The 22,907-nt window shown below is 61.4% G+C and carries 22 protein-coding genes and 1 tRNA gene; 18 read left to right on the top strand and 5 right to left on the bottom strand.

Annotated elements, in window-relative coordinates:
* The first annotated feature begins 93 nt into the window (after positions 1–93).
* The 3 genes from AC0L24_RS21720 (at position 94) to AC0L24_RS21710 (ending at position 2,805) form a co-directional block, all read left to right on the top strand.
* Positions 94–1,044: an acetyl-CoA carboxylase carboxyltransferase subunit alpha gene (locus tag AC0L24_RS21720; protein WP_027038080.1), complete on the top strand. Its 951-nt coding sequence runs from the start codon at positions 94–96 to the stop codon at positions 1,042–1,044.
* Positions 1,045–1,261: 217 nt separating this feature from the next.
* Positions 1,262–2,560 (top strand): L,D-transpeptidase family protein, encoded by a 1,299-nt coding sequence (locus AC0L24_RS21715; protein ID WP_128288227.1) that lies wholly within the window; start codon positions 1,262–1,264, stop codon positions 2,558–2,560.
* Between the two features lie 8 nt (positions 2,561–2,568).
* Positions 2,569–2,805 (top strand): sulfurtransferase TusA family protein, encoded by a 237-nt coding sequence (locus tag AC0L24_RS21710; RefSeq protein ID WP_164761850.1) that lies wholly within the window; start codon positions 2,569–2,571, stop codon positions 2,803–2,805.
* A gap of 9 nt (positions 2,806–2,814) precedes the next feature.
* Here the strand turns inward: AC0L24_RS21710 and AC0L24_RS21705 are convergent, their stop codons facing one another.
* Positions 2,815–3,939, bottom strand: a complete 1,125-nt coding sequence (locus AC0L24_RS21705) for a CobW family GTP-binding protein (RefSeq protein ID WP_473564142.1) — start codon at positions 3,937–3,939, stop codon at positions 2,815–2,817.
* A 3-nt stretch (positions 3,940–3,942) separates the two neighbouring features.
* Positions 3,943–5,106 (bottom strand): D-alanyl-D-alanine carboxypeptidase family protein, encoded by a 1,164-nt coding sequence (locus AC0L24_RS21700; protein WP_127266676.1) that lies wholly within the window; start codon positions 5,104–5,106, stop codon positions 3,943–3,945.
* Between the two features lie 216 nt (positions 5,107–5,322).
* Here AC0L24_RS21700 and AC0L24_RS21695 point away from each other — a divergent pair, with 216 nt between their 5' ends.
* The 3 genes from AC0L24_RS21695 to AC0L24_RS21685 all read left to right on the top strand — a co-directional run bounded on the left by AC0L24_RS21695 (position 5,323) and on the right by AC0L24_RS21685 (position 7,329).
* A complete protein-coding gene (locus AC0L24_RS21695) occupies positions 5,323–6,486 on the top strand; it encodes a M20 aminoacylase family protein (RefSeq protein ID WP_127329985.1) in 1,164 nt (387 codons plus the stop codon).
* 83 nt (positions 6,487–6,569) lie between these two features.
* Positions 6,570–6,646 (top strand) — tRNA-Arg (locus AC0L24_RS21690).
* Between the two features lie 251 nt (positions 6,647–6,897).
* Entirely contained in the window at positions 6,898–7,329 is a 432-nt protein-coding gene (locus tag AC0L24_RS21685) for a potassium channel family protein (RefSeq protein ID WP_127396560.1), read from the top strand.
* Positions 7,330–7,341: 12 nt separating this feature from the next.
* Here the strand turns inward: AC0L24_RS21685 and hemN are convergent, their stop codons facing one another.
* Entirely contained in the window at positions 7,342–8,691 is a 1,350-nt protein-coding gene (gene hemN, locus AC0L24_RS21680) for an oxygen-independent coproporphyrinogen III oxidase (protein WP_127396559.1), read from the bottom strand.
* 161 nt (positions 8,692–8,852) lie between these two features.
* Between hemN and AC0L24_RS21675 the strand changes: the two genes are divergently transcribed.
* On the top strand, positions 8,853–9,581 hold the full coding sequence (locus AC0L24_RS21675) for a Crp/Fnr family transcriptional regulator (RefSeq protein WP_127809174.1): 729 nt from the start codon (positions 8,853–8,855) through the stop codon (positions 9,579–9,581).
* A 2-nt stretch (positions 9,582–9,583) separates the two neighbouring features.
* Here AC0L24_RS21675 and AC0L24_RS21670 read toward each other — a convergent pair whose 3' ends face one another.
* Entirely contained in the window at positions 9,584–9,985 is a 402-nt protein-coding gene (locus AC0L24_RS21670) for a hemerythrin domain-containing protein (RefSeq protein ID WP_127811337.1), read from the bottom strand.
* A gap of 245 nt (positions 9,986–10,230) precedes the next feature.
* Here AC0L24_RS21670 and ccoN point away from each other — a divergent pair, with 245 nt between their 5' ends.
* The 11 genes from ccoN (at position 10,231) to AC0L24_RS21615 (ending at position 21,628) form a co-directional block, all read left to right on the top strand.
* Positions 10,231–11,841 (top strand): cytochrome-c oxidase, cbb3-type subunit I, encoded by a 1,611-nt coding sequence (gene ccoN / locus AC0L24_RS21665; protein ID WP_127809173.1) that lies wholly within the window; start codon positions 10,231–10,233, stop codon positions 11,839–11,841.
* Positions 11,842–11,852: 11 nt separating this feature from the next.
* Positions 11,853–12,584, top strand: coding sequence for a cytochrome-c oxidase, cbb3-type subunit II (gene ccoO / locus AC0L24_RS21660; protein ID WP_127809172.1), 732 nt, complete (start codon positions 11,853–11,855; stop codon positions 12,582–12,584).
* A 12-nt stretch (positions 12,585–12,596) separates the two neighbouring features.
* Positions 12,597–12,746 carry a CcoQ/FixQ family Cbb3-type cytochrome c oxidase assembly chaperone gene (locus AC0L24_RS21655; protein ID WP_027035450.1) on the top strand — a complete coding sequence of 50 codons (150 nt, stop codon included), beginning with the start codon at positions 12,597–12,599 and terminating at the stop codon, positions 12,744–12,746.
* A gap of 2 nt (positions 12,747–12,748) precedes the next feature.
* The gene (gene ccoP, locus AC0L24_RS21650; RefSeq protein ID WP_127809171.1) at positions 12,749–13,612 is read left to right on the top strand and encodes a cytochrome-c oxidase, cbb3-type subunit III; all 864 of its coding nucleotides are present in this window, start codon (positions 12,749–12,751) and stop codon (positions 13,610–13,612) included.
* A 178-nt stretch (positions 13,613–13,790) separates the two neighbouring features.
* Positions 13,791–15,350, top strand: coding sequence for a cytochrome c oxidase accessory protein CcoG (ccoG, locus tag AC0L24_RS21645; RefSeq protein ID WP_292681812.1), 1,560 nt, complete (start codon positions 13,791–13,793; stop codon positions 15,348–15,350).
* Positions 15,347–15,844: a FixH family protein gene (locus AC0L24_RS21640; RefSeq protein ID WP_473564141.1), complete on the top strand. Its 498-nt coding sequence runs from the start codon at positions 15,347–15,349 to the stop codon at positions 15,842–15,844. The genes ccoG and AC0L24_RS21640 overlap by 4 nt, the downstream gene beginning before the upstream one ends.
* A complete protein-coding gene (locus tag AC0L24_RS21635; protein ID WP_127809170.1) occupies positions 15,841–18,129 on the top strand; it encodes a cation-translocating P-type ATPase in 2,289 nt (762 codons plus the stop codon). Before AC0L24_RS21640 ends, AC0L24_RS21635 begins: the two co-directional genes overlap by 4 nt.
* Positions 18,126–18,296, top strand: coding sequence for a cbb3-type cytochrome oxidase assembly protein CcoS (ccoS, locus tag AC0L24_RS21630; RefSeq protein WP_127809169.1), 171 nt, complete (start codon positions 18,126–18,128; stop codon positions 18,294–18,296). Before AC0L24_RS21635 ends, ccoS begins: the two co-directional genes overlap by 4 nt.
* A gap of 65 nt (positions 18,297–18,361) precedes the next feature.
* On the top strand, positions 18,362–19,063 hold the full coding sequence (locus tag AC0L24_RS21625) for a CBS domain-containing protein (protein ID WP_127809168.1): 702 nt from the start codon (positions 18,362–18,364) through the stop codon (positions 19,061–19,063).
* Between the two features lie 536 nt (positions 19,064–19,599).
* On the top strand, positions 19,600–20,706 hold the full coding sequence (gene nirK, locus AC0L24_RS21620; RefSeq protein ID WP_473564140.1) for a copper-containing nitrite reductase: 1,107 nt from the start codon (positions 19,600–19,602) through the stop codon (positions 20,704–20,706).
* Between the two features lie 52 nt (positions 20,707–20,758).
* Complete coding sequence (locus tag AC0L24_RS21615) at positions 20,759–21,628, top strand: SUMF1/EgtB/PvdO family nonheme iron enzyme (RefSeq protein WP_127809166.1); 870 nt, start codon at positions 20,759–20,761, stop codon at positions 21,626–21,628.
* Between the two features lie 61 nt (positions 21,629–21,689).
* On the opposite strand, the gene AC0L24_RS21610 is transcribed toward AC0L24_RS21615, so the two are convergent.
* Positions 21,690–22,865, bottom strand: a complete 1,176-nt coding sequence (locus AC0L24_RS21610; protein WP_127809165.1) for an NnrS family protein — start codon at positions 22,863–22,865, stop codon at positions 21,690–21,692.
* Between the last annotated feature and the right edge of the window lie 42 nt (positions 22,866–22,907).

Here is a 22,907-nt window from a genome sequence, read left to right as displayed (position 1 = left end):
TATCGCTATGTGAGGACGACATTTCACCGCCCGGAGCCTTGGATTCAAGGGTTCCGTCAGCCACTGCCTTCCGACGTATCGGTCCGCTCACGCATGTATAATTACCTCGATTTCGAAAAGCCGGTGCAGGACCTCGAGGGCAAGATCCTCGAGCTGAAGAAGCTTGCCGAGAATGGCGAGGCGGTCGATGTCGGCGACGAGATCAGCCGTCTTGAGAAGCGCTCCCGCGACGCGCTGCGCGACGCCTACAAGGCGCTGACGCCGTGGCAGAAGGTGCAGGTGGCTCGCCATCCAGACAGGCCGCATTGCGTCGACTATATCAAGGGCCTGTTCACCGATTTCACGCCGCTGGCCGGCGACCGCAATTTCGGTGAGGACCAGGCGATCGTCGGCGGTTTCGCCCGTTTCCGCGGCGAACCCATTGCCATCATCGGCCAGGAAAAAGGTTCCGACACAGCCAGCCGCCTGAAACACAATTTCGGATCGGTTCGCCCGGAGGGCTACCGCAAGGCGGTACGGCTGATGGAACTGGCCGACCGCTTCAAGATCCCGCTGCTGACGCTGGTCGACACGGCCGGCGCCTATCCCGGTGTCAACGCCGAGGAGCGCGGCCAGGCGGAGGCTATCGCCCGTTCAACCTCGACCTGTCTCGGCCTGAAAGTGCCGTCGATCTCGGTGGTCATCGGCGAAGGCGGTTCGGGCGGCGCCATTGCCATCGCCACCGCCAACCGCGTCTACATGCTCGAACACGCCATCTATTCGGTGATTTCGCCGGAAGGGGCCGCCTCGATCCTGTGGCGCGACACAACGCGATCGAAGGACGCGGCGACCAACATGAAGATCACCGCGCAGGATCTTTTTGAATTAAAGATCATCGACGCCATCATCCCCGAGCCGCTCGGCGGTGCGCATCGCGGCGCCGAAACGGTGATCGCCGCGACCGGAGACCTCATCGCCAGGACGATGAAGGATTTTGCCGGCGCCAACACCGATTTCCGCGAGCAGCGCCGCGAAAAATACCTGGCCATGGGCCGCAGTCTCTGACCACAGGCAGCCTTGGCCGCAACAATGTGGCGGGGCGGAGCATTTTTGCCACAAAAATGCCGCTGCATTCGGCTCAATGAGACTGCCGCAGGGGGATGCGTCGGCACTTGCGGTAAGGAATTTATTAGGGTTAACGGGCTTAGGGTCCGTCGATGCGCAGTGTAGCAGCCGGGGCAGGAAGCGTCCTGGCGCCAGAGAAAAGACGATATCCGTAGCCATGTTTGTCAAGCTTGCCCGCACCGGAATCCTGATCGCTGCCCTCGGCGTTGCCGGCTGCAACAATTCGTCGATGAAGGATTTTGCCCCGGAGGCCAACAAGCCGCTGCCCGACAAGATCCTCGCCGACATGAGAGCCAAGGGCATGGTCCGCACCTCGTCGGTGATGGCCCGCATCTTCAAGGAAGAAGGCAAGCTCGAGATCTGGAAGGCCAAGACCAACGGCCGCTACGACATGGTCGCCAGCTACGACATCTGCAAATGGTCGGGCAAGCTCGGGCCGAAATACACCGAAGGCGACCGCCAGGCGCCGGAAGGCTTCTACACGGTGCGCCCGGCGCAGATGAATCCGCGCTCGAACTACCATTTGTCCTTCAACATCGGCTATCCCAACGCCTATGACCGCGCCAATGGCCGTACCGGCTCCAATTTGATGGTGCACGGCGCCTGTTCGTCTTCGGGCTGCTATTCGATGACCGATGCGCAGATCGAGCAGATCTATGCCTTTGGCCGCGACGCCTTCCAGGGCGGCCAGACCGAGTTCCAGATCCAGGCGTTTCCGTTCCGCATGACCGCCGCCAACATGGCGCGCTACCGCAACGACCCGAATTACGACTTCTGGAAGATGCTGAAGGTCGGCTACGACAATTTCGAGATCACCAAGGTGCCGCCGAAGGTCGATGTCTGCGAGAAGCGTTATGTCTTCAACCAGGTTGCCGCCGACGGTCAGACATTCGATCCGGCCGGCGCCTGCCCGGCGACGACGCAGCCTGATTCGCTGAAGAGTGCCTACAACTCCTACATGAGCACCTACGACGCTGCGTTCAGCGGCGCGGTCAAGGCCAGCGTGCCGGCGCCCAAGCCGACCATTGCCGGTATCAAGGAAGCCAGCATCGTCTCCGACTGGTCCAAGCGCCGCGCACGCGGCGAACGCGTGCCGATCGATCCGCCGTCGCTCAACAATGACGGCTCGGTCACCGAGACGGCACGCATGGGTCGCATCGATTCGCCCGCTGGCCGCAAGATGGCGGCCCTCGATGCCGAAAAGGCGGCCAAGCAGAAGGCCGAGGAGCAGAGGCTCGCTGCCATAGAGGCGGCCAAGCAAGCCAAGGAAGCCGCCAAGGCTCAGGCTCTGGCCGAAAAGGAGGCCGAAAAGGCCGCCAAGGAAGCCCCCGTCGCCACCGCGACCATCGCGGCCCCTTCGGAAGCGGCACCGATGGCTGAGACGCAGGCGGCGAGTGCCGACGAGAGCCGCGTGACGAAGCTGAAGAACAAGCTGCTCGGCATGTTCGGCGGTTGATTTCGCCCGTGGATGATCGCGCCGCTATTTATGACCTCAAGGGGCTGAACTGCCCCTTGCCCGTGCTCAAGGCCAAGAAGCGCCTGGCGGGGATGCAACCGGGCAGCCGGCTCTGGCTGGAGACCACCGACCCGCTGGCCGTCATCGACATTCCGGCATTCTGTTCGGAGAGCGGCCACCAGTTGATTGAAACGGCGGCGGTCTCCGGCGGCCATCGATTCCTGGTCGAGCGCGGCGCGCCGTAATCGTGGGAGCTACCGCCCGGCAATCGCCAGCGGGTTGTTTTCCAGCGCGGCGCGATCGGGCGTGTCGATCGACGGCCGGTTGGTGAAGGCGGCGAACAGCCTGCGGATATAATCTTCGGGCATATCGAGCGTGATCAGCACCAGCCGCGTGCCGCGCTGGCCATCTGGCCAGGACGGCAATTGCACCGGCGGATGCAGGATCTTCTGCACGCCATGGATCACCAAAGGCCGCGACGGGTCTTCCCTGAGCTCGATGACGCCCTTCATGCGCAGCAGGCGCTCGCCATGTGTCGAGCGCAGCAGGTCGAGGAACATCTCGATCGCCGAAAACGGCACCGGGCCGTCATGCACCAGCGAATAGGAACGCACCCGCGAATCGTGGCGATGACCGTGGTCATGGCCATGTTCGTGATCATGCCCATCATGGTGATCATGATCATGATGGTGATGATCATGATCGGCTTCCTCGCCCAGCCAGCGCCGCACATCGGCGGATTTGGTTGCCGGGTTGTAGAGGCCGCAATCAAACAGCGCCGCCACGCCTGTCCCCGTGTCGCCGGCATCGAGCAGTTCGGCGCCCGGATTGATCTGCCGCAGGCGCGCCCGAAGCATTTCCAACTCATTGGGATCGACGACCAGATCGGCTTTGCTGAGCACGATGCGATCGGCGACGGCAGCCTGCTTGACCGCCTCGACATGGGCGTCGAGCGTGGCGTTGCCGTTGACGGCATCGACCAGCGTGATGACGCCGTCGAGCCGGAAGGCCTGGATCAGCGCCGGATGGGCCATGATCGACTGCAGCACCGGCGCCGGGTCGGCAAGGCCGGTGGTCTCGACGATGACGCGGGCCAGACGGGCGATGCGGCCGGTCTGCAGCCGGTCGACCAGGTCGGCCAGCGTATCGACCAGTTCGCCGCGCACCGTGCAGCACAGGCAGCCGTCCGAAAGCTGGATGATGCCGTCGGAAGACTGCTCGACCAGCAAATGGTCGATCGCCACCTCGCCGAACTCGTTGATGATCACCGCCGTGTCGGCCAGCGCCGGATCCTTGAGCAGCCGGTTGAGCAGCGTCGTCTTGCCGGCGCCGAGGAAGCCGGTCAGCACCGAGACGGGGATCGGGAAGCCGCTGCCCATTGGCTAGTTCGCAACCTTGGCCGGCTGGTCGCCCTGCGCGGCGGAGCCGGCAATCTTCGGGCCTGCGCCGGCCGGTGCCGGCCTGTCGGGCCGCCAGCTCGGGATCGGCACATCGGCATATTCCTGACCGCCCCGGTCGAGGATGGCCTTCGGCGCCGGACCGGTGGCGCCGCCAAGGCCGACGGCAACCAGCGTTGGCACATGGTCGAGCTTTTCCTGATAGGGCGATTTCGGCACGTCCTTGGCGACGACCGGCGGCGCCTCCGACTGCTCCTGCGGCGTCTTCTTCTTGCAGACCTCGTCCTTCATGTCGTTGGGCGAGACCGTGTCGCCATAGGGCGCCAGCGTGGTGACGGTGGCCGAGCCGGCGGCAGGCGCGTCAAAACCCTGATCGAGCAGTTTTGCCGCGGTCTCGGCACGTGTGACCGCCGATTTCTCGCCAAGCACCACCGCGACCAGCGTGCGCCCGTTGCGGGTCGCCGAACCGATCATGTTGAAGCCGGAAGGGCAGACAAAGCCGGTCTTCATGCCATCGGCGCCGGGATAACGGCCAATCAAGAGATTGTAGTTGGGGATAGCCTTCTTGCCGACGGCAAGGCCTTCGATCGAGAACCACGGCGCATATTGCGGAAATTCGCGGCGGATCGCCATCACCAGCACGGCGAGGTCGCGCGCCGTCGTGTACTGATCCGGCGAATAGAGCCCGTTCGGATTGACGAAATGCGTGCCGTTCATGCCGAGCCGGGTCGCTTCGGCGTTCATCCGGTCGGCAAAGGCCGCCTGCGAACCTCCGACATTTTCGCCCACCGCCATGGCGATGTCGTTGGCCGATTTGACCAGCATCATCTTCAGCGCGTTGTCGAGCCGCATCACCGAGCCCGGCTTGAAGCCCATCTTGCTTGGCGGCTCGGCGGCGGAGTGTTTGGTCACCTTGATCGGCGAATCAAGCTGAACCTCGCCGGCGGCGATCGCCCGAAAGGTGACATAAGCGGTCATCAGCTTGCTCAGCGATGCCGGATACCAGCGCTTGAACGCGTCCTGATGCTGCAGGATCTTGCCGCTGCCGAGATCGAATACGACCACCGGATTGGCCAGCGCCGGCCCGGCCACGACCGACAGCGCGATTGTGCCAACCGAGAATAGTTTGAGGAAATGCCTGTACCGCATGATCAAATCCGAAATCGCCTCTTGCCGTAGTCGCCCCTGGCTCCGTAAGATTTCGTTACGCGATCGCCAGCATGATTGGTCCGACCCTCAAAAACCGGACCGCATCGTTGCGGTGCTATTTACCCTATGTGACGCCAAGATGGCAAAGTGCCTGGCGATCACAATTGCAAGGCAGCGGACGACACCCGCCTGTCCCAACAGCGAGATGGAACCATCATGCCAATCCTGAACCGTGCCGCCGAAATGCAGGACGAAGTTGCCGGCTGGCGCCAGCATCTGCACCAGACGCCAGAACTGAACTTCGACGTCTTCAAGACCGCTGCCTTCGTCACCGAGAAGCTGAAAGCCTTCGGCTGTGACGATGTGGTCACCGGCCTCGGCAAGACCGGCGTCGTCGGCATCATCCGCGGCCGGCAGGGCGAAGGCCCCACCATCGGCCTGCGCGCCGACATGGACGCGCTGCCGCTCAACGAGATCACAGGCAAGTCCTACGCCTCGACCATCCCCGGCAAGATGCACGCCTGCGGCCATGACGGCCACACGGCAATGCTGCTGGGCGCGGCCAAATACCTCGCCGAGACGCGCAACTTCACCGGTTCCGTGGCGGTGATCTTCCAGCCGGCCGAAGAGGGCGGCGGCGGCGGCAACGAGATGGTCAAGGACGGCATGATGGAGCGTTTCGACATCTCCAGGGTGTTCGGCATGCACAACATGCCGGGCCTGCCTGTCGGGCAGTTCGCCATTCGCCCGGGCCCGATCATGGCGGCGACCGCCGAGTTCACCATCACCGTGCGCGGCAAGGGCGGCCACGCGGCGATGCCGCACGGCACGATCGACCCGATCGTCATCACCAGCCAACTGGTCGGCGCCTTGCAGACGATCGCCTCGCGCAGCACCGATCCGGTCGAGGCCGTGGTGGTGTCGGTGACCAAGTTCCACGCCGGTGACGCCTACAACATCATCCCCGAAACCGCTGAAATCGCCGGCACCGTGCGCACCCTGCGCAAGGAGATCGCCAAGAAGTCCGAAGAGCGCATCCGCAGCATATGCGACGGGCTGGCGACCGCATTCGGGGCAAAGATCGAGGTCGACTACCAGGCAAATTACCCCGTGACCTTCAACCACGCGGAAGAGACGGTGTTTGCCGGTGATGTCGCGATGAGTGTCGCCGGCGACGCCCATGTCCACCGCGGCATCCAGCCGGTGATGGGTGGCGAGGATTTTTCCTACATGCTCGAAGCCCGCCCCGGCGCCTTCATCTTCATCGGCAATGGCGACACCGCCGGTCTCCACAACCCTGCCTACGATTTCAACGACGAGGTCATCCCGCACGGCATGAGTTACTGGGTGAAACTGGCGGAAACCGCGCTGGCCGCCTGACGGCGGCAGCGCAAAGCCGGCCGGATTGCCTTCGGCCGGCCTCTTGGCGAAACGATCCGAAGCGGCTATGTGTCTGGCCGCGTGGTCCCGTAGCTCAGTAGGATAGAGCGGCAGATTCCTAATCTGTAGGTCACAGGTTCGATTCCTGTCGGGATCACCATGCATTTCAAACACTTAGCGAAATTGTCGCCGTACTTTTTTGGGTGGTTTTTTCCAAATTAGTACGGCCAATATTACAGACCTTCAAACTTTGGGCACGCTGCCTCAAGGCTGAAATGGCTGAAATCTGAGATTCAGTCTAAAGAGCAGAGTGTCGGTTTTTGGCCAGAGCTTCCGCGCTTTCAGACCTCCGTCGGGATTGAGATTGATCTCGCACAAGGACGAAGGGCTCTTGGCGGCTACGTTCCGCGCATGATCCTCAATCTACTCATCGGCACTGTCGTCATAAGTCTGACGGTTCTCGTCCACACATTTGGTCTGATCGCCGTCACACACGCGATGGGGTATCTGGTCGCGCGGTTTCGCATGCACGGGCGCCGCAGCCGCATCGTGGCGATGATCAGCGTGGTGATGGGCCTCTTTGCGGTCATGACCGTAGAGGTCTGGCTCTGGGCCGGCCTATATAGGTTGCTTGATATCTTCGCCGACTTCGAAACCGCACTGTACTTTTCGACCATTACCTTTTCGACCGTCGGCTATGGCGACATCGTGCCTGCCCATGCGTGGCGTGTGCTGGCGGCGCTGGAGGGCGTAAACGGGTTCTTGCTAATCGGCTGGTCGACCGCCTACCTGATCGCGGCAGGCACTCGTATCGGCCCGTTCAAGGCCGGCGAGCATTTCTGACCGGGCCAATGTTCAGACCGCTACTGAATGCCTGGCCTTGCCGGTTTCGAAATATTTGTCGAACTTCGCGGCGACGCTCCTGACAAAGGGGCGGCTTTCCACCGGCACGACGAAGTGGTCGCCGTTCAATTCAAGCATGCGTGCGGGGTCAAGAAGCGCGGTCGAGCTTGCCTTGCTGAGAAGCTTTTGGCCGGCTTCGCCGAAGCGCTCAACTAGGTCGATCGCCGAAAAGGCGAAGTCGCACATCAGCCGCTCGATGATCCACCCGCGAGCGCGGTCGTCGTTGGAAAAGGCAATCCCGCGGACCGAAGCCAACCCACCCTCACCCACCATGCGGCCATATTCAGCGGTCGAAGGCATGTTCTGGACGTAGCCCTGGCGAAACTGGCTGATGGATGAAGGGCCAAGGCCAATCAAAGTCTCGCAGCGATCTTCGGTGTAGCCCTGAAAGTTCCGATGCAAAGTTCCCGAACGCGCGGCAACCGCCAGCGCATCGTCCGGTTTGGCGAAATGGTCGAGCCCGATTGCTTCGTATCCCTGGTTAAGGATGGCGCGCGCTGCCAGTTGCGATTGGGCAAACCGCTCTTCCGGACCTGGCAACCAGGCCTCGTCGATCATTGTCTGATGTTTTTTGAACCACGGCACATGCGCGTAGCCAAAAAGGGCGATCCGATCCGGCTCCAGGGTCAACGCTTGTGCGACCGTCGAGGAAACGCTCTCCCGGGTCTGGTGCGGCAAGCCATAGAGCAGGTCCAAGTTGACCGATTCGACGCCGCGCGAACGAACGCCGTCAACGACAGCTTTCGTTTGCAAGAAGGTCTGCTCGCGATTGATGGCCTTCTGGACCTTGGGATCGAAATCCTGGACGCCGAGGCTCGCTCTCGTCATGCCGATTTCGGCGAGTGCGTCGAGCCGGGCTTCGTCCATGTCGTTGGGTTCGATTTCAACGCTGATCCTGGCGTCGGGAAGAAATGTGAATCCATCGCGCAAGACTTCCGATAGTGCAACGATATCCTGCGGTTTGAGCATGGTTGGCGAACCACCACCGAAATGAACGGCACGCAAGCGGCCCTTGCCTGCGACAAGACAGGCAACGGTCGCGATCTCGTCATGCAGCGAGTGCAGATATTGGGTCACCGGCTCGTAGTGGCGTGTCTGCTTCGTATGGCAGGCGCAGAACCAGCAAAGCTTGTCGCAATAAGGGATATGCAGATAGAGCGAGATCTCGTCATCCTCGCCAAGCGCCTGCAGCCAACCACGACACACAGCAGCATCGACACCCGGATGAAAATGCGGCGCCGTGGGGTAACTCGTGTAACGCGGCACGTTCTCGCCAAGTCGGGCAACTAAATCTGGGCGCATGTCCTAATCTGCTCCGGGCTGTGTCGCGCGATGTTGCTCACAAGAGGCAGTAGCGCCTTGATTTCGGTCAATGCCCATCGGCTGCGGACAAACTGCCGCAAGCGCTTTTGCTTGGGTCGATGCTATATCGTGACAGGACTTTGGACCCGCGGAAGACCACGATGACAGTGCGTCAGGATGTACACAGCGCCGGCATTCCCGTGCTTTGCCAATCGTGCGAGGCGCGCCACCATGGCGTTTGCGGCGCTCTCGGCCCTGAACAACTGGTGGGTCTCGCCAGAACTTCATCGAAACATACGGTTGAGCCCGGCGTGGAATTGATTGGCGACGCCGAGACAGTCGACAGTTACTCGAATGTGCTTTCCGGCGTGGTCAAGCTCACAAAGAGCCTTTCGGATGGGCGCCAGCAGATTGTCGGGCTTCAATTTGCTCCCGATTTTTTGGGCAGGCCCTTCAAGGTGGAAAGCGCCATCAACGCCGAGGCTGCAACCGCAGTCTCCTTGTGCTCATTCCCCAAGGCCGCTATTGAACGGATGATGAAAGAGTCGCCGGGACTGGAGCATCGCCTGTTCAAGCAGACGCTGAACGAACTCGATGATGCCCGCGACTGGATGGTGACGCTGGGCCGCAAGAGTGCTTCGGAAAAGGTGGCGAGCTTTCTTCTCATGATCGCCAGGAACATCGACCCCGCGCTCGACCCCTCCGCCCAGTCGACAAGTTTCGACCTGCCATTGACCCGCGCCGACATCGCCGATTTTCTCGGTCTGACGATCGAGACAGTTAGCCGCCAGTTGACCAGGTTGCGATCAGATGGCGTGATCCGGATTGAGAACAATCGGCATGTCACAGTCGATAACCTGAACCGGCTACAGCGCCGCTCCGGCGCTTAGGATCAATAGTCGGATCCAATCATCGGCAAGACGTGCTCGCGCTCGAAGGCGATATGCCGGCGCAGGCTTTCGAAGAAGCCGCGCAGCATGAAGCCAACCGCTTCGGCATTGTCGATGGTCTTGCCATGGCCGATGGCCAGCAGAATCTCGGTCACCTCGGCGGCAAAGCATTCATCCTCGACATGCTCGGCGCGCAATCGCCGGGCTGAATCACGATTGTTGGCCAGGGCGGTCTCGTAGGCAGGGAAGATAACCGATTCTTCGTATTCGTGGCTGTCGCGCAGAAGCGGAACGATTGCGTTCGCCAAAGTCAGGCATGCCAAAGGATCGACTCGGGGCAGCGTGTCTGCGATTTTTTCCAGCGCGGCGCAGAGCTGCAGCTTTTCCAGATGGGCACGTTTCATCACCGCCGCCGTAACCGCCTCCCGGCCAGATCGAGCTGCCGTATTTTCACGGCCTGTTTCGTTCAGCAACGATCCCAGCTCCTTCAACCTGTTCAACGACAGCCTCCTGATCGTTTGTGCGACCAACGCTGCCCAATCCAAAAGGATGTGGCTTTGACATGGATCAAGGCGGCGATGGGCCGACTGCTGAATTGGTGTCACGCGGATTGGCGTCCGCGCATCGGAATCGACGTCGGGGACATGTCATGAAGTTTGGTACACAAATCTTCGCTTTGGGCCTGTTCACATTTGCAGCCCTTGTCGCGGCCGGCTTCGGTGTCGACGAGCCTTTCCGGCAGCATATGTGGGTGCTGTTTTTTGTGTTGCTTGGTTTTGTCGCCATCCTCATCCGCAACACGAATTTCGAGGTGACCGCTCCGATTGACCCATCCGCATACATGGATGGTCCAATCCGCTACGGCGCCATCGCCACCATGTTCTGGGGTGTCGTCGGCATGCTGGTCGGCGTCGTCATCGCGCTGCAGCTTGCCTACCCCGATCTGAACATCCAGCCCTGGTTCAATTTCGGCCGCTTGCGGCCGCTGCATACCTCAGGCGTCGTCTTCGCCTTCGGCGGCAACGCGCTCTTGTGCACATCATTGTATGTCGTACAGCGAACCTGTCGCGCCCGGCTCTTCGGTGGCGATCTCGCCTGGTTTGTGTTCTGGGGCTACCAGCTCTTCATCGTCATGGCGGCGACCGGCTACCTGCTCGGCATCACCGAGAGCCGCGAATACGCCGAACCCGAATGGTATGTCGACATCTGGCTGACCATCGTCTGGGTCGCCTATCTCATCCTGTTCCTCGGCACGATCTTCAAGCGCAAGGAACCGCACATCTACGTCGCCAACTGGTTTTACCTCTCCTTCATCGTGACCATCGCGATGCTGCATGTGATCAACAACCTGTCGATGCCGGCCTCGTTCCTGGGCTCCAAGAGTTATTCCGCCTTTTCCGGGGTCCAGGACGCCTTGACGCAATGGTGGTATGGACACAACGCCGTCGGCTTCTTCCTGACTGCCGGTTTCCTCGGCATGATGTATTACTTCGTGCCCAAGCAGGCAAACCGGCCGGTCTATTCCTATCGGCTGTCGATCATCCATTTCTGGGCGATCATCTTCCTCTACATCTGGGCCGGGCCGCACCACCTGCACTACACCGCCCTGCCCGATTGGGCGCAGACGCTCGGCATGGTGTTCTCGATCATGCTGTGGATGCCATCATGGGGCGGCATGATCAACGGCCTGATGACGCTGTCCGGCGCGTGGGACAAGCTTCGCACCGACCCCATCATCCGTATGATGGTGATGGCGATCGCCTTTTACGGCATGTCGACCTTTGAAGGACCGATGATGTCGATCAAGGCCGTCAACTCGCTATCCCACTATACCGACTGGACCATTGGTCACGTCCATTCCGGCGCGCTCGGCTGGGTCGGCATGATCTCGTTCGGCGCGATCTACTACATGGTGCCGAAGCTCTGGAACCGGCAACGGCTCTACTCGCTGCGGCTGGTCACCTGGCACTTCTGGCTGGCGACACTTGGTATCGTTGTCTACGCCGCGGTCATGTGGGTGTCCGGCATCATGCAGGGCCTGATGTGGCGTGAGTACGACGAGCAGGGCTTCCTGGTCTACTCCTTCGCCGAAACGGTCGCAGCCATGCACCCCTACTACGTCATGCGCGCCGTCGGTGGCGCCATGTACCTCTCGGGCGCCCTGATCATGGCCTGGAACATCACCATGACCATCCTCGGATATCAGCGCGAGGAGCAGCCGATGCCCGGCTCCGTTCCCGCCCTTCAGCCTGCCGAATAAGGAGCCAGATAATGGGCTTGATGGACAGACACGCAATCATCGAGAAGAACGCCACGCTCCTTCTCGTTGGCTCTCTTCTTGTGGTGACCGTCGGCGGCATCGTCGAGATCGCGCCGCTCTTCTATCTCGACAACACGATCGAGACGGTGGAAGGCATGCGCCCCTATTCGCCGCTCGAACTTGTCGGGCGCAACATCTATGTGCGCGAGGGCTGCTACCTCTGCCATAGCCAGATGATCAGACCGTTCCGCGACGAAGTCGAACGCTACGGTCACTACAGTCTGGCGGCCGAGTCGATGTACGATCATCCTTTCCAGTGGGGATCGAAGCGCACTGGACCGGACCTCGCCAGGGTTGGCGACCGCTATTCGAATGCCTGGCACGTCGCGCATCTTGCCGACCCGCGCTCGGTCGTGCCGGAATCGGTCATGCCGAGCTATGCCTTCCTGAAGGACGCGCCCATCGAGGTGAAGAACTTCTCGACACACCTGGTTGCAAACGCGCGCGTCGGCGTCCCCTATTCGGATGACATGGTCGCCAATGCCAATGCCGATCTGGCGACGCAGGCCGACCCCAATGCCGACACCTCCGGCCTTGAGAAACGCTATCCCAAAGCCAAGGTCGGAGACTTCGACGGCAATCCGCAACAGGTGACTGAAATGGATGCCCTCGTTGCGTATCTGCAGATGCTCGGGACCTTGGTGGATTTCAAGAACTACGACGAGGCCGCCGGTTACCGCTGAGGAGCTTTATTCATGGAATACAATTTGATGCGGGAGTTTGCTGACAGCTGGGGTCTGGTCGCCATGGCGCTCTTCTTTGTCGGCGCGGTTGCCTTCGCGCTGCGCCCTGGCAGCCGCAAGCTGGCCGACGAAGCTGCCCGGATTCCCCTTGAGGACGAGTGATCATGAGCGACGAGCACATCGACGAAATCTCTGGCGTCTCAACCACTGGCCATGAGTGGGACGGCATCCGGGAGCTGAACAATCCGCTTCCGCGCTGGTGGGTCATAACCTTCTACGTCACCATCGTTTGGGCGATCGGCTACATGATCGCCTATCCGGCATGGCCGCTGCTGCACTCCGCGACAACCGGTGTGCTCGGCTATTCGAGCCGCAAGGACGTCAAGAACGAGTTGGCGGCGGCAGAAGTGTCGAAGGGCAAGTATGTCGCGGCCGTAGAGTCGAAGACGGTCTCGGAGATCGCCGCGGACGATGCCTTGCGCGAATTCGCGGTCGCCGCTGGCGGCGCCGCGTTCAAGGTCAACTGCACGCAGTGCCACGGCTCTGGCGCCCAGGGGTCAGCTGGCTTTCCCAACCTCAATGACGACGACTGGCTATGGGGCGGCACGGCCGAGCAGATCCAGCAGACGATCACGCATGGCATCCGCTTTGCGACTGATGCGGAAACGCGGCTGTCGGAAATGCCGGCCTTTGGCGACATCATCACCGCTGACCAGATTGCACAGGTCAGCGCCTACGTCGCCAGCCTGTCAGGCAAGGTCCACGATGCAAGTCTGATCCAATCCGGCGCCAAGGTCTTTGCCGACAACTGCGTTGCCTGTCATGGCGACAACGCGAAAGGCAACCGAGAGCTCGGCGGACCCGACCTCACCGACGCTATCTGGCTCTACGGCTCCGGCGAGACGGCGATCGCCGACCAGGTTCGAGCACCCAAGCAGGGCGTCATGCCAGCCTGGGGAGCGCGTCTTGGCGAAACCAAGGTCAAGGAACTGGCGGTCTACATCCATTCGCTTGGCGGTGGAGAATAGGAAGCGGGGACCTATTCTCAACCCTTCACCTTCCAGGCGACGAGGCCCGGCCCTGCCGGGCCTCGACTCTTTTCCGGAGCGCGCAGATTGACCTGCATCAACGCGGGCAGGTCCACCCGGCGGCATTGTTGCCTGACGCAGTCAAATCACCGTCTGCGTGTAGAGCGGAGAAAAGTCGTTGCTGGACAAGACGCAGGTAGAACGGCTGGAAGCCGAGGCGGTCAATTCCGCCAAGATCCGTCAGCCCCTTTATGCTGCGCGCAAGAAGATCTTTCCAAAACGCGCCTCGGGCAACTTTCGACGCTTCAAATGGCTGGTGATGGCGATCACGCTTGGCATCTACTATCTGACTCCATGGCTGCGATGGGACCGTGGTCCGTTTGCGCCCGACCAGGCCGTGCTGCTCGATGTCGCCAATCGGCGCTTCTACTTCTTCTTCATAGAAATATGGCCGCAGGAATTCTTTTACGTGGCTGGTCTCCTGGTCATGGCCGGCGTTGGACTTTTCCTGATCACCTCGACTGTCGGCCGTGCCTGGTGCGGCTATGCATGCCCTCAGACGGTGTGGGTCGATCTGTTCCTTGTCGTCGAGCGTGCGATAGAGGGCGACCGCAACGCCCGCATGACGCTCGATGCAGGTCCCTGGACCGCGCGCAAGCTCATGCTGCGCGTGTCCAAGCACACCATCTGGCTGGTCATAGGCGCGGCGACTGGCGGCGCCTGGATCTTCTACTTTGCCGATGCACCGACACTGCTCGGCGAGCTCTTCACCGGCACTGCGGCGGCCGTCGCCTACATCACCGTCGCCGTCCTGACGGCGACCACCTACACGTTCGGCGGGCTGATGCGCGAGCAGGTCTGCACTTATATGTGCCCATGGCCACGCATCCAGGCGGCCATGCTCGACGAAAGTTCGCTCACCGTCACCTACAATGACTGGCGCGGCGAACCGCGTTCGCGTCATGCGAAGAAGGTGCAAGCTGCAGGGCAGTCCGTCGGCGACTGCGTCGACTGCAATGCCTGCGTCGCGGTCTGCCCGATGGGGATCGACATTCGCGATGGCCAGCAGCTCGAATGCATCACCTGCGCGCTCTGCATCGACGCCTGTGACGGCGTCATGGACAAGCTCGGCAAGGAGCGCGGGCTGATCTCCTACGCGACGCTCTCCGACTACAACACCAATATGATGCTGGCAACCGCGGGCGGCTCCAGTTCAGTCAACCCGCCGCTGGTCAGGACCGCTGATGGCCTGTTCTCCGACAAGTTAGCGCATTTTCACATCCGCAAGATCTTTCGGCCACGCACCTACGTCTACATGGGCATCTGGTCGCTGATCGGCCTGGGCCTGCTCTTTTCGCTGCTGACGCGCGATCGGCTCGAACTGAACGTATTGCATGATCGCAATCCTCAGTTCGTCACGCTGTCCGACGGCTCCATCCGCAATGGCTATACCGTCAAGCTGCTCAACATGATCCCCGAGCCGCGGACGCTCGTCGTCACCATGCAGGGCCTTGAAGGCGCTGACATGGTCGTCGTCGGCGACGACATCCCGGCAGGCCGCTCTTTCGCCATTCCGGTGGAACCCGACCGCCTGAAAATGCTGAAGGTCTTCGTGCGCCAGCCGGCGGACCAGATCCGCGCGCCGGCGCAGACTTTCAAGTTCCGCGTCGAGGACAGAGCCAGCTTCGAGTCGAACGAGTACACCGCCACCTTCAACGCGCCGGAGGCCCCCAGATGACTGCCAATGTACAAAAGCCTCGTGAATTTACCGGCAGGCACATGCTGGCCATCATCCTCGCCTTTTTCGGCGTGGTCATCGCGGTCAATCTGACCATGGCGACGCTCGCCAGCACAAGCTGGACTGGCCTCGTCGTCGAAAACACCTATGTGGCGAGCCAGCAATTCAACAAGAAGGCCACGGAAGGACGGGCACAGGCAGCCCTTGGCTGGACCGGCAAGCTGACCATCGCATGGGGTGAAGTCCGCTACAGCCTCACCGATGCCGCTGGCAAGCCGGTTCCCCTGCACGGTGTCAAAATGCTGTTTCGTCATCCGGCTTACGAGAAAGAGGACGAGTCTGTCACGCTCGCGCTCGGCTCCGGCCAGGAATTCGCCGCGCAGCATATGCCCAAGGACGGCGTCTGGATCGTCGAGATCGACGCCGATGCCGGTCTGGATAAACCGTATCGCGACGTCAGCCGGATCATGATCTCCCATGGAGCGCTGCAATGAGCTGTTGTGCACCGGGCGCCGAAATGGCGCTGGACCTGGGCAGCGCGGCATCGGTGCTGCCATCCAGCCAGGAAATCAGGCTCGCGAGCCGCTCGCTTGGCGACGATCTTCGTCAGACCGATCTGTCAGTGCCGATGGTTCATTGCGCAGCCTGCATCCGGACGATCGAGACGGCGCTGGCGAAACTCGACAATGTCGAAGGCGCGCGTGTCAACCTGTCGACGAAGCGGGTCGCGATCCGGTGGCGTGGAGACAAGGTGCCGCCTTTCGTCGCTGCGCTGGGACGACTGGGATACGAGGCGCATCTGTTCGCCGCCGAGATCGATGAAAAAGACAAGACGCTTGCCGAGCTGATCCGCGCCGTTGCTGTCGCCGGCTTTGCCGCAGGCAACATCATGCTGCTTTCGGTCTCGGTCTGGTCCGGCGCCGAAGGGGCCACCCGCGACCTGTTTCACTGGGTCTCGGCGCTGATTGCCATCCCGGCGCTCGCCTTCGCCGGCGGCATCTTCTTCCGCTCGGCCTGGAAGGCACTGCGCCACGGCCGCATGAACATGGACGTGCCGATCGCGGTTGGGGTGTCGCTCGCTTACGCGATGAGCCTCTACGAGACGATCAACCATGGCGATCACGCCTATTTCGACGCGTCGGTATCACTGCTGTTCTTCCTTTTGATCGGCCGCACGCTGGATCACGTGATGCGCGAACGTGCCCGCACCGCGGTGAAAGGCCTGTCGCAGCTCGCCGCGCGTGGCGCCATGGTGCTGCGCGGCGACGGCGCGCGCGACTATCTGCCGGTTGGCGAGATCGAACCAGGCATGCAGCTGCTGATCGCGGCCGGTGAAAGGATCCCCGTGGATGGCAAGATCATCCACGGAGCGTCTGATCTCGACTGCTCGCTGGCCTCAGGCGAAAGCGTGCCGAAAAACGTGGCGCCGGGCGCAGCCGTGCAGGCCGGCGTGCTCAATCTCACCGGCCCGCTGACGATCGAGGCGACCGCAGCCGCAAAGGATTCGTTCCTCGCCGAAATGGTTCGACTGATGGAAGCCGCCGAGGGCGGTCGCGCGCACTATCGCCGCATCGCTGACCGAGTTTCAGCGCTTTACGCCCCGGTGGTTCATCTCACCGCCTTCGTGACATTCCTGGGCTGGATGGCGGCGACGGGCGACTGGCACCGGGCGATGACGATCGCCATCGCTGTTCTCATTATCACATGCCCCTGCGCGCTCGGCCTCGCCGTGCCGATCGTGCAGGTGGTCGCCGCACGGCGCCTGTTCGAGAACGGCATCATGGTCAAGGATGGCTCGGCCATGGAGCGCCTGGCGACAATCGACACGGCGGTGTTCGACAAGACCGGCACGCTCACGCTTGGCCAGCCGCGGCTCGTCAACGCGTCGTCGATCGATCCCGCCATGCTGGAAATCGCAGCCGGCCTGGCCGCGCATTCGCGCCATCCATATTCAAAGGCCATTTCCGGCTTTGCCGCCAGCAGCAGCCAGAACAAATTCGATAAAGTCACCGAGCACCCGGGATTCGGGATCGAAGCTACCGCCGCTGGAAGCATCTGGCGGCTGGGCCGACGCGGATGGGCTGGCTGGAAGGCCCGAACTGGCGGTGAAGGCAAACATGGCTACGGCGGAACAGTCCTGACGGAAAACGGGATGATTGTCGCATCCTTCGTTTTCGAGGATGCGCTGCGCGTCGGCGCCAGAACAGCCATCGACCAGCTGCATAATGCTGGTCTGTGCGTGGAAATGCTGTCGGGCGACACCGCCAAAGCCTGCTCGGAGGTTGCGGACGTTCTGGGTGTCGATGACTTCGTTCCCTGCCTGCTGCCGTCCGGCAAGGTCGAACGCATCGAGAGTCTGGCGAGAGACGGGCACAAGGTTCTGATGGTTGGCGACGGGCTCAACGACACGCCGGCGCTGAGGGCTGCGCATGTCTCGATCGCGCCCGCCACAGCCGCCGACATTGGCCGCAATGCAGCCGACTTCGTTTTTCTGCGCGAAAGCCTCCTGGCGGTCCCACTGGCGCTGGACGTCTCGCGCCAGGCAGGACGCTTGATCCGGCAGAACGTCGTCATCGCGATCGTCTACAATGCGGTCGCGGTACCGATCGCCATCCTCGGACACGCCACGCCTTTGATAGCGGCGATCGCCATGTCCGCCTCGTCACTGCTTGTCATTGGCAATGCGCTGCGGCTGCGCTCGTCAGAGCCAATTTCACCGGCCAGGAATATTCGCCGCGAAAGACTATCCAACGCCAACGAACTGGTCGGATCGTCATGACCACTCTCACCTACCTCATACCCGTCGCGCTTTTCCTTGGCGCACTCGGCCTGTCCGGCTTCCTGTGGGCGTTGAGAAGCGGCCAGTACGAGGATCTCGACGGCGCGGCGGAGCGCATTCTCATCGAACGCGACGACGGCGCGGAGAATGCCCCTCGTTCCAAGTGACTCAGATCAAGGTGCCGTGTGTGGCGATGTCCTATCATCGTCTGACAAAAAATCAGGAGGTGAGCATGCAAGCCGAAGCCATAATGACGAAGCCGGTCATCACGACGGATGCGAACGCGACGATTGCCGAAGCAGTCGAGCTCATGCTCTCAAACAAAATAAGCTGCCTCCCGGTAACGGGCAGCGACGGTGCCCTTGTTGGCATTGTAAGCAAAAGCGACTTCTTGCGCCGAGAGGAACTGGGGACGCAGCGGACGCGTCCTCGCTGGCTGGAGTTTGACCTTGGCCCTGGCACAATCGCCGATGGCTATGCGCGATCGAACGGACGGATTGTCCATCAGGTGATGGTTACAAACGTCATTTCGGCGCCTCCAGGCGCCTCGATTGCTGATATTGTAAACTTGATGATGCAACACCGCATCAACAATGTGCCGATTGTCGACCGGAACAGGGTCGTCGGCATCATCACGCGAACTGATTTGCTACGCGTCCTGATCCGCACTTTGCCGAAACCGGGCACCACGCTGCCCGATGACGAGCAGATCCGTAAGGCCATACTTGCCGAACTGCAACGGCAATCGTGGAACGGTGGTGAGTTGATTGGTGTGAGGGTCAGCGACGGCGTGGTCGAACTCACAGGGGCGATTGTCGACGAGCGTCAACGCAAGGCAGCGATCGTTGCGGCGGAGAACGTTGCCGGCATTGGGCAAGTCAAGGACGGCCTCCACCTCCGTACAGATCCGTTCTCGGTGATGATGGTTTCGTAGCTGCAAAAAAGCGGGGGCCGCAAAGCAGAGTCCATTGGGTTCTCCTTTCCTCCCACATCTTCGACATGAGGCCGTTGGCAACTTTCCTTCGGCATATTGCGCTCGTCATGCTTGGCGTGCCATCCGCGCCGAATGCGCCCTCTGTGATAACGTCCCGCCTGTCTTAAAAAAGCCGATCTGACAGACATCTCCTCATTGGAACCACCAACCTTTCTTGGTGCGCTTGGCCTGGATTGCTTTGTTTGAGCTCTGAAAGAGTGACCAGCACGAAGATCGCGACGGGGCCGCCGCGCGAATTGCGATCGATTTGAAAAACAAAAGCGGTCGCTGATCTTCAGAAAGCCACCGGTGACTTCGCAGGCTTGCAGAAAACTGCGACACGAAACTGCTGCATCTCAATTCGCGCGCAATAGCCGCATTTCAAGGGCTGTTGTTTCTGCGATTAACGTCTATCAATTTGCGCCAGCGCAAAGAAACGCTGCGTCAGGTCAGATAGCTTCTACTCATCTGCAACGGTAGAAAGACAGGAGACTGACATGATCACGCGACGCGAAGCCCTCTTTGGAGCAGCACTTGGCGCTGCCGCCGTTGCGGCACTGCCCGCATTGTCGGCCACGGTTACAAAGGCAGAGATTAGCGGGCTACCTCGCGAGAAGATCACGCTCGTGGCACCGCCTTTCGTGCATCCGCATGACCAGATCGCCAAGGGCGGTCCGAAGATCGTCGAATTCACGATGATGATCGAGGAAAAGTCTGTCGTCATCGATGCCAATGGCACAAAGCTCAATGCAATGACCTACAATGGATCGATCCCCGGCCCGCTGATGGTCGTGCATCAGGACGACTACCTCGAACTGACGCTCATCAATCCCGATACCAATTCGCTTGCCCACAACATCGACTTTCACGCCGCGACCGGCGCCTTGGGTGGCGGCGAGCTCACGCTGATCAATCCTGGTGAACAGGTGACCCTGCGCTTCAAGGCGACGCGGACCGGAACGTTTGTCTATCACTGCGCTCCTGGCGGCGCGATGATCCCCTGGCATGTCGTCTCCGGCATGAATGGCGCCATCATGGTGCTGCCGCGTGACGGCTTGAGGAACGACAAGGGCGAACCGGTCAAGTACGACAAGATCTTCTACATCGGCGAGAGCGACTTCTACATTCCGCGCGACGAGAAGGGCAACTTCAAGGGCTACGAATCCGCCGGCGACGGCTACGATGACGTCGTCAAGGTCATGCGTGGACTGATCCCGACCCATGTGGTGTTCAATGGCAAGGCTGGATCCCTGACCGGCGACAACGCCATGAAGTCCAAGGTCGGTGAAACCGTGCTTATCGTCCATTCGCAGGCCAATCGCGATACGCGGCCGCATCTGATCGGCGGTCATGGCGACTATGTCTGGGAACAGGGCAAATTCTCCAACCCGCCGGCCAAGGACCTGGAAACCTGGTTCATCCGAGGCGGCTCGGCGGGCTCGGCGCTCTATACGTTCCTGCAGCCAGGTGTCTACGCCTACGTCAGTCACAATCTGATTGAGGCTGTGGAACTCGGAGCGACCGCTCACTTCATGGTCGAAGGCGAGTGGGATGACGACCTGATGACGCAGGTCGAGGCGCCCAAACCCATAGCCACCAACTGACGGCATTCCAATTTGCCCGGATAACGACGCTGTCCGGGCATGGACAAAAGCCATGTCTCTTTTCATCCTGAAGGTTCTGCCGGTCGCCCTGGCAGCCGCTGCTGTTCCGGTAGGGCTCTCGCTACAGGCGGTCTTCGGGGATCGACAACCCCACCCCGTCGCTATGACGGTTGTCTTGCTTTCCGGTTCGATCACCTATCCGACTCCGGGCGAGTTCCTGAAAGAGGGACGCCCGCAAGGCAATCCCCGCCTCGAGCGGCAACTCGACAGACCTCTCGAAATCATGGCCTACCAGGTTGGTGCGGCCGACTATGCGGACTGCGTGTTGGCTGGCGCCTGTCAGCCGGCACAGGAGACGCGCGCGATCCCGAGCAATGCTCCCGTCACCGGGGTAAGCTATCTCGATGCGAATGCCTACGCCCGGTGGTATTCGCAAGTGACCGGCGACCAATGGCGGCTGCCATCCGACGAAGAGTGGGCCTTTGCCGCTGCGGAGCGGTTCGCAGGGGAATTCGAGGGTGTCGAAAACGACGCCAGCAACCCCGCCAGACGTTGGCTCACCAGCTACAAGGCCGAGGTGGACCTCAATCGCAAACCGGACCCGATGCCGAGGAGCCGTGGCTCGTTTGGTATCAATTCCCTGGGCCTCGCCGACTTTTCCGGCAACGTCTGGGAGTGGACTTCGACCTGCTATGTCCGCACCACGTTGGCCGCGAATGGAAGCGGTGTTGCGAGCTCGGTCGACAATTGCGGCGTCCACGTCCTTGAAGGGCTTCACCGAGCCTACATGTCGAACTTCGTCAGCGACGGAAAAAGCGGAGGCTGTGCCGTTGGCACGCCTCCCGACAATCTGGGCTTCAGGCTGGTCCGGGACCATCCGGGATGGGCAAGCCGGATCCTTGGCCGGCTTGGCATCATCTGAAAACCAGGAGTGACGGGCCACGTCTTCTCGACCGTCGCGAGCCCACCGCCCTTCCCTCGCCTCACCGTGCCTTGGGTGTCGTCAACGCGGCTCCGTGGATCAGGAGGAAGCCGGCGAATGCCGCCATCCATGCGGCGCCGGCCATATCGATCACCGCGCCTGAGGACACGAAGGCGGCCAGGATTCTCAATGCTCCCGCGAGCAGGACGGCCACGAAGATAAAAGAGGTGCCTCTGCCAGCCTTGAGTTCTCGCCCGGTGTGCCCGAGCGTTGCGCGGGTCATCACGGCAAGCGTCATGGCACCGACCGCACCCGTTCCGAGCGTATGGAGCCCTGCAGCGACTGGCACGGCGGCAGGAAAGAAGATCGACGCCGAAACAAAGGCAAGACCTAGAGGCACAAAGGCATATGCAAGATGGAGGATGAGTACCAGCGGATCCCGCAGTGTGCGCTCGCCAGCCCAGCGCGACAGACGCCACGCCTGGCAGATAGCGGCGACGGCCATAAGCATGCCTGAGATGCTGTTGTCGGGGACGAACGTCCATGCTCCCAGCGCGATGGCTGAGATGGCTATCGATGCGGTGTCAAAACGGTCGGACGGCGCAGGCAGCCTGCCAGGATTTTCGCGGACGAGCCAGTTGCGCGTGAAACTCGGAATGATGCGCCCACCGATCAGCGAGATGAGCACGATCGCCGCAGCCATACCGAGCCTGCGGCTGATGTCGGATGTGCCTTGAAGGTGCGCCTCGATATGGAACGCGCCGTTGGCGCACGCCAGAATGGCAAGCGGCAACAGCACCTTGAGATTGCGCCAGTTGCGTCCCGCGACGATCTCGCGGGCCGCCGCGGCAGCGACAGCAAGCAGAAAGAAGCCGTCGATCATGGCCGCCGCCTCCCAGCCAATATCCGCCGAGAAGAAAACAGCCGCGCGCCCGGCAAGCCACAGGACCACCAGCGCCAGCAGCGGCAAGCCTTGCACGGGCAGCCGGCCGGTCCAGTTCGGGATGGCGGTCAGCAGGAACCCGGTAACGATCGCCGGCAGATAGCCGAACAGCATCTCGTGAATGTGCCAGTCGACGGCAACGAACGCACTGTGGGCATCGAGCCCGCCGGCATACATCGGCAGCCAAAGCAGAATGGAGAGCGCGGCATACAGCGACCCGAGGAAGAAGAAGGGCCTGAATCCGTAGGAAAGAAATGCGGGCCCGGTATAAGCCCGCAGGCGTGGAATCCCCATGATTTGCGTCTCCAAAATGAACAGGGCCGGATGAACCGCCGC

Source organism: Mesorhizobium sp. WSM4809, from assembly GCF_055811655.1.
This window is presented reverse-complemented; position numbering and strand designations above follow the sequence as displayed.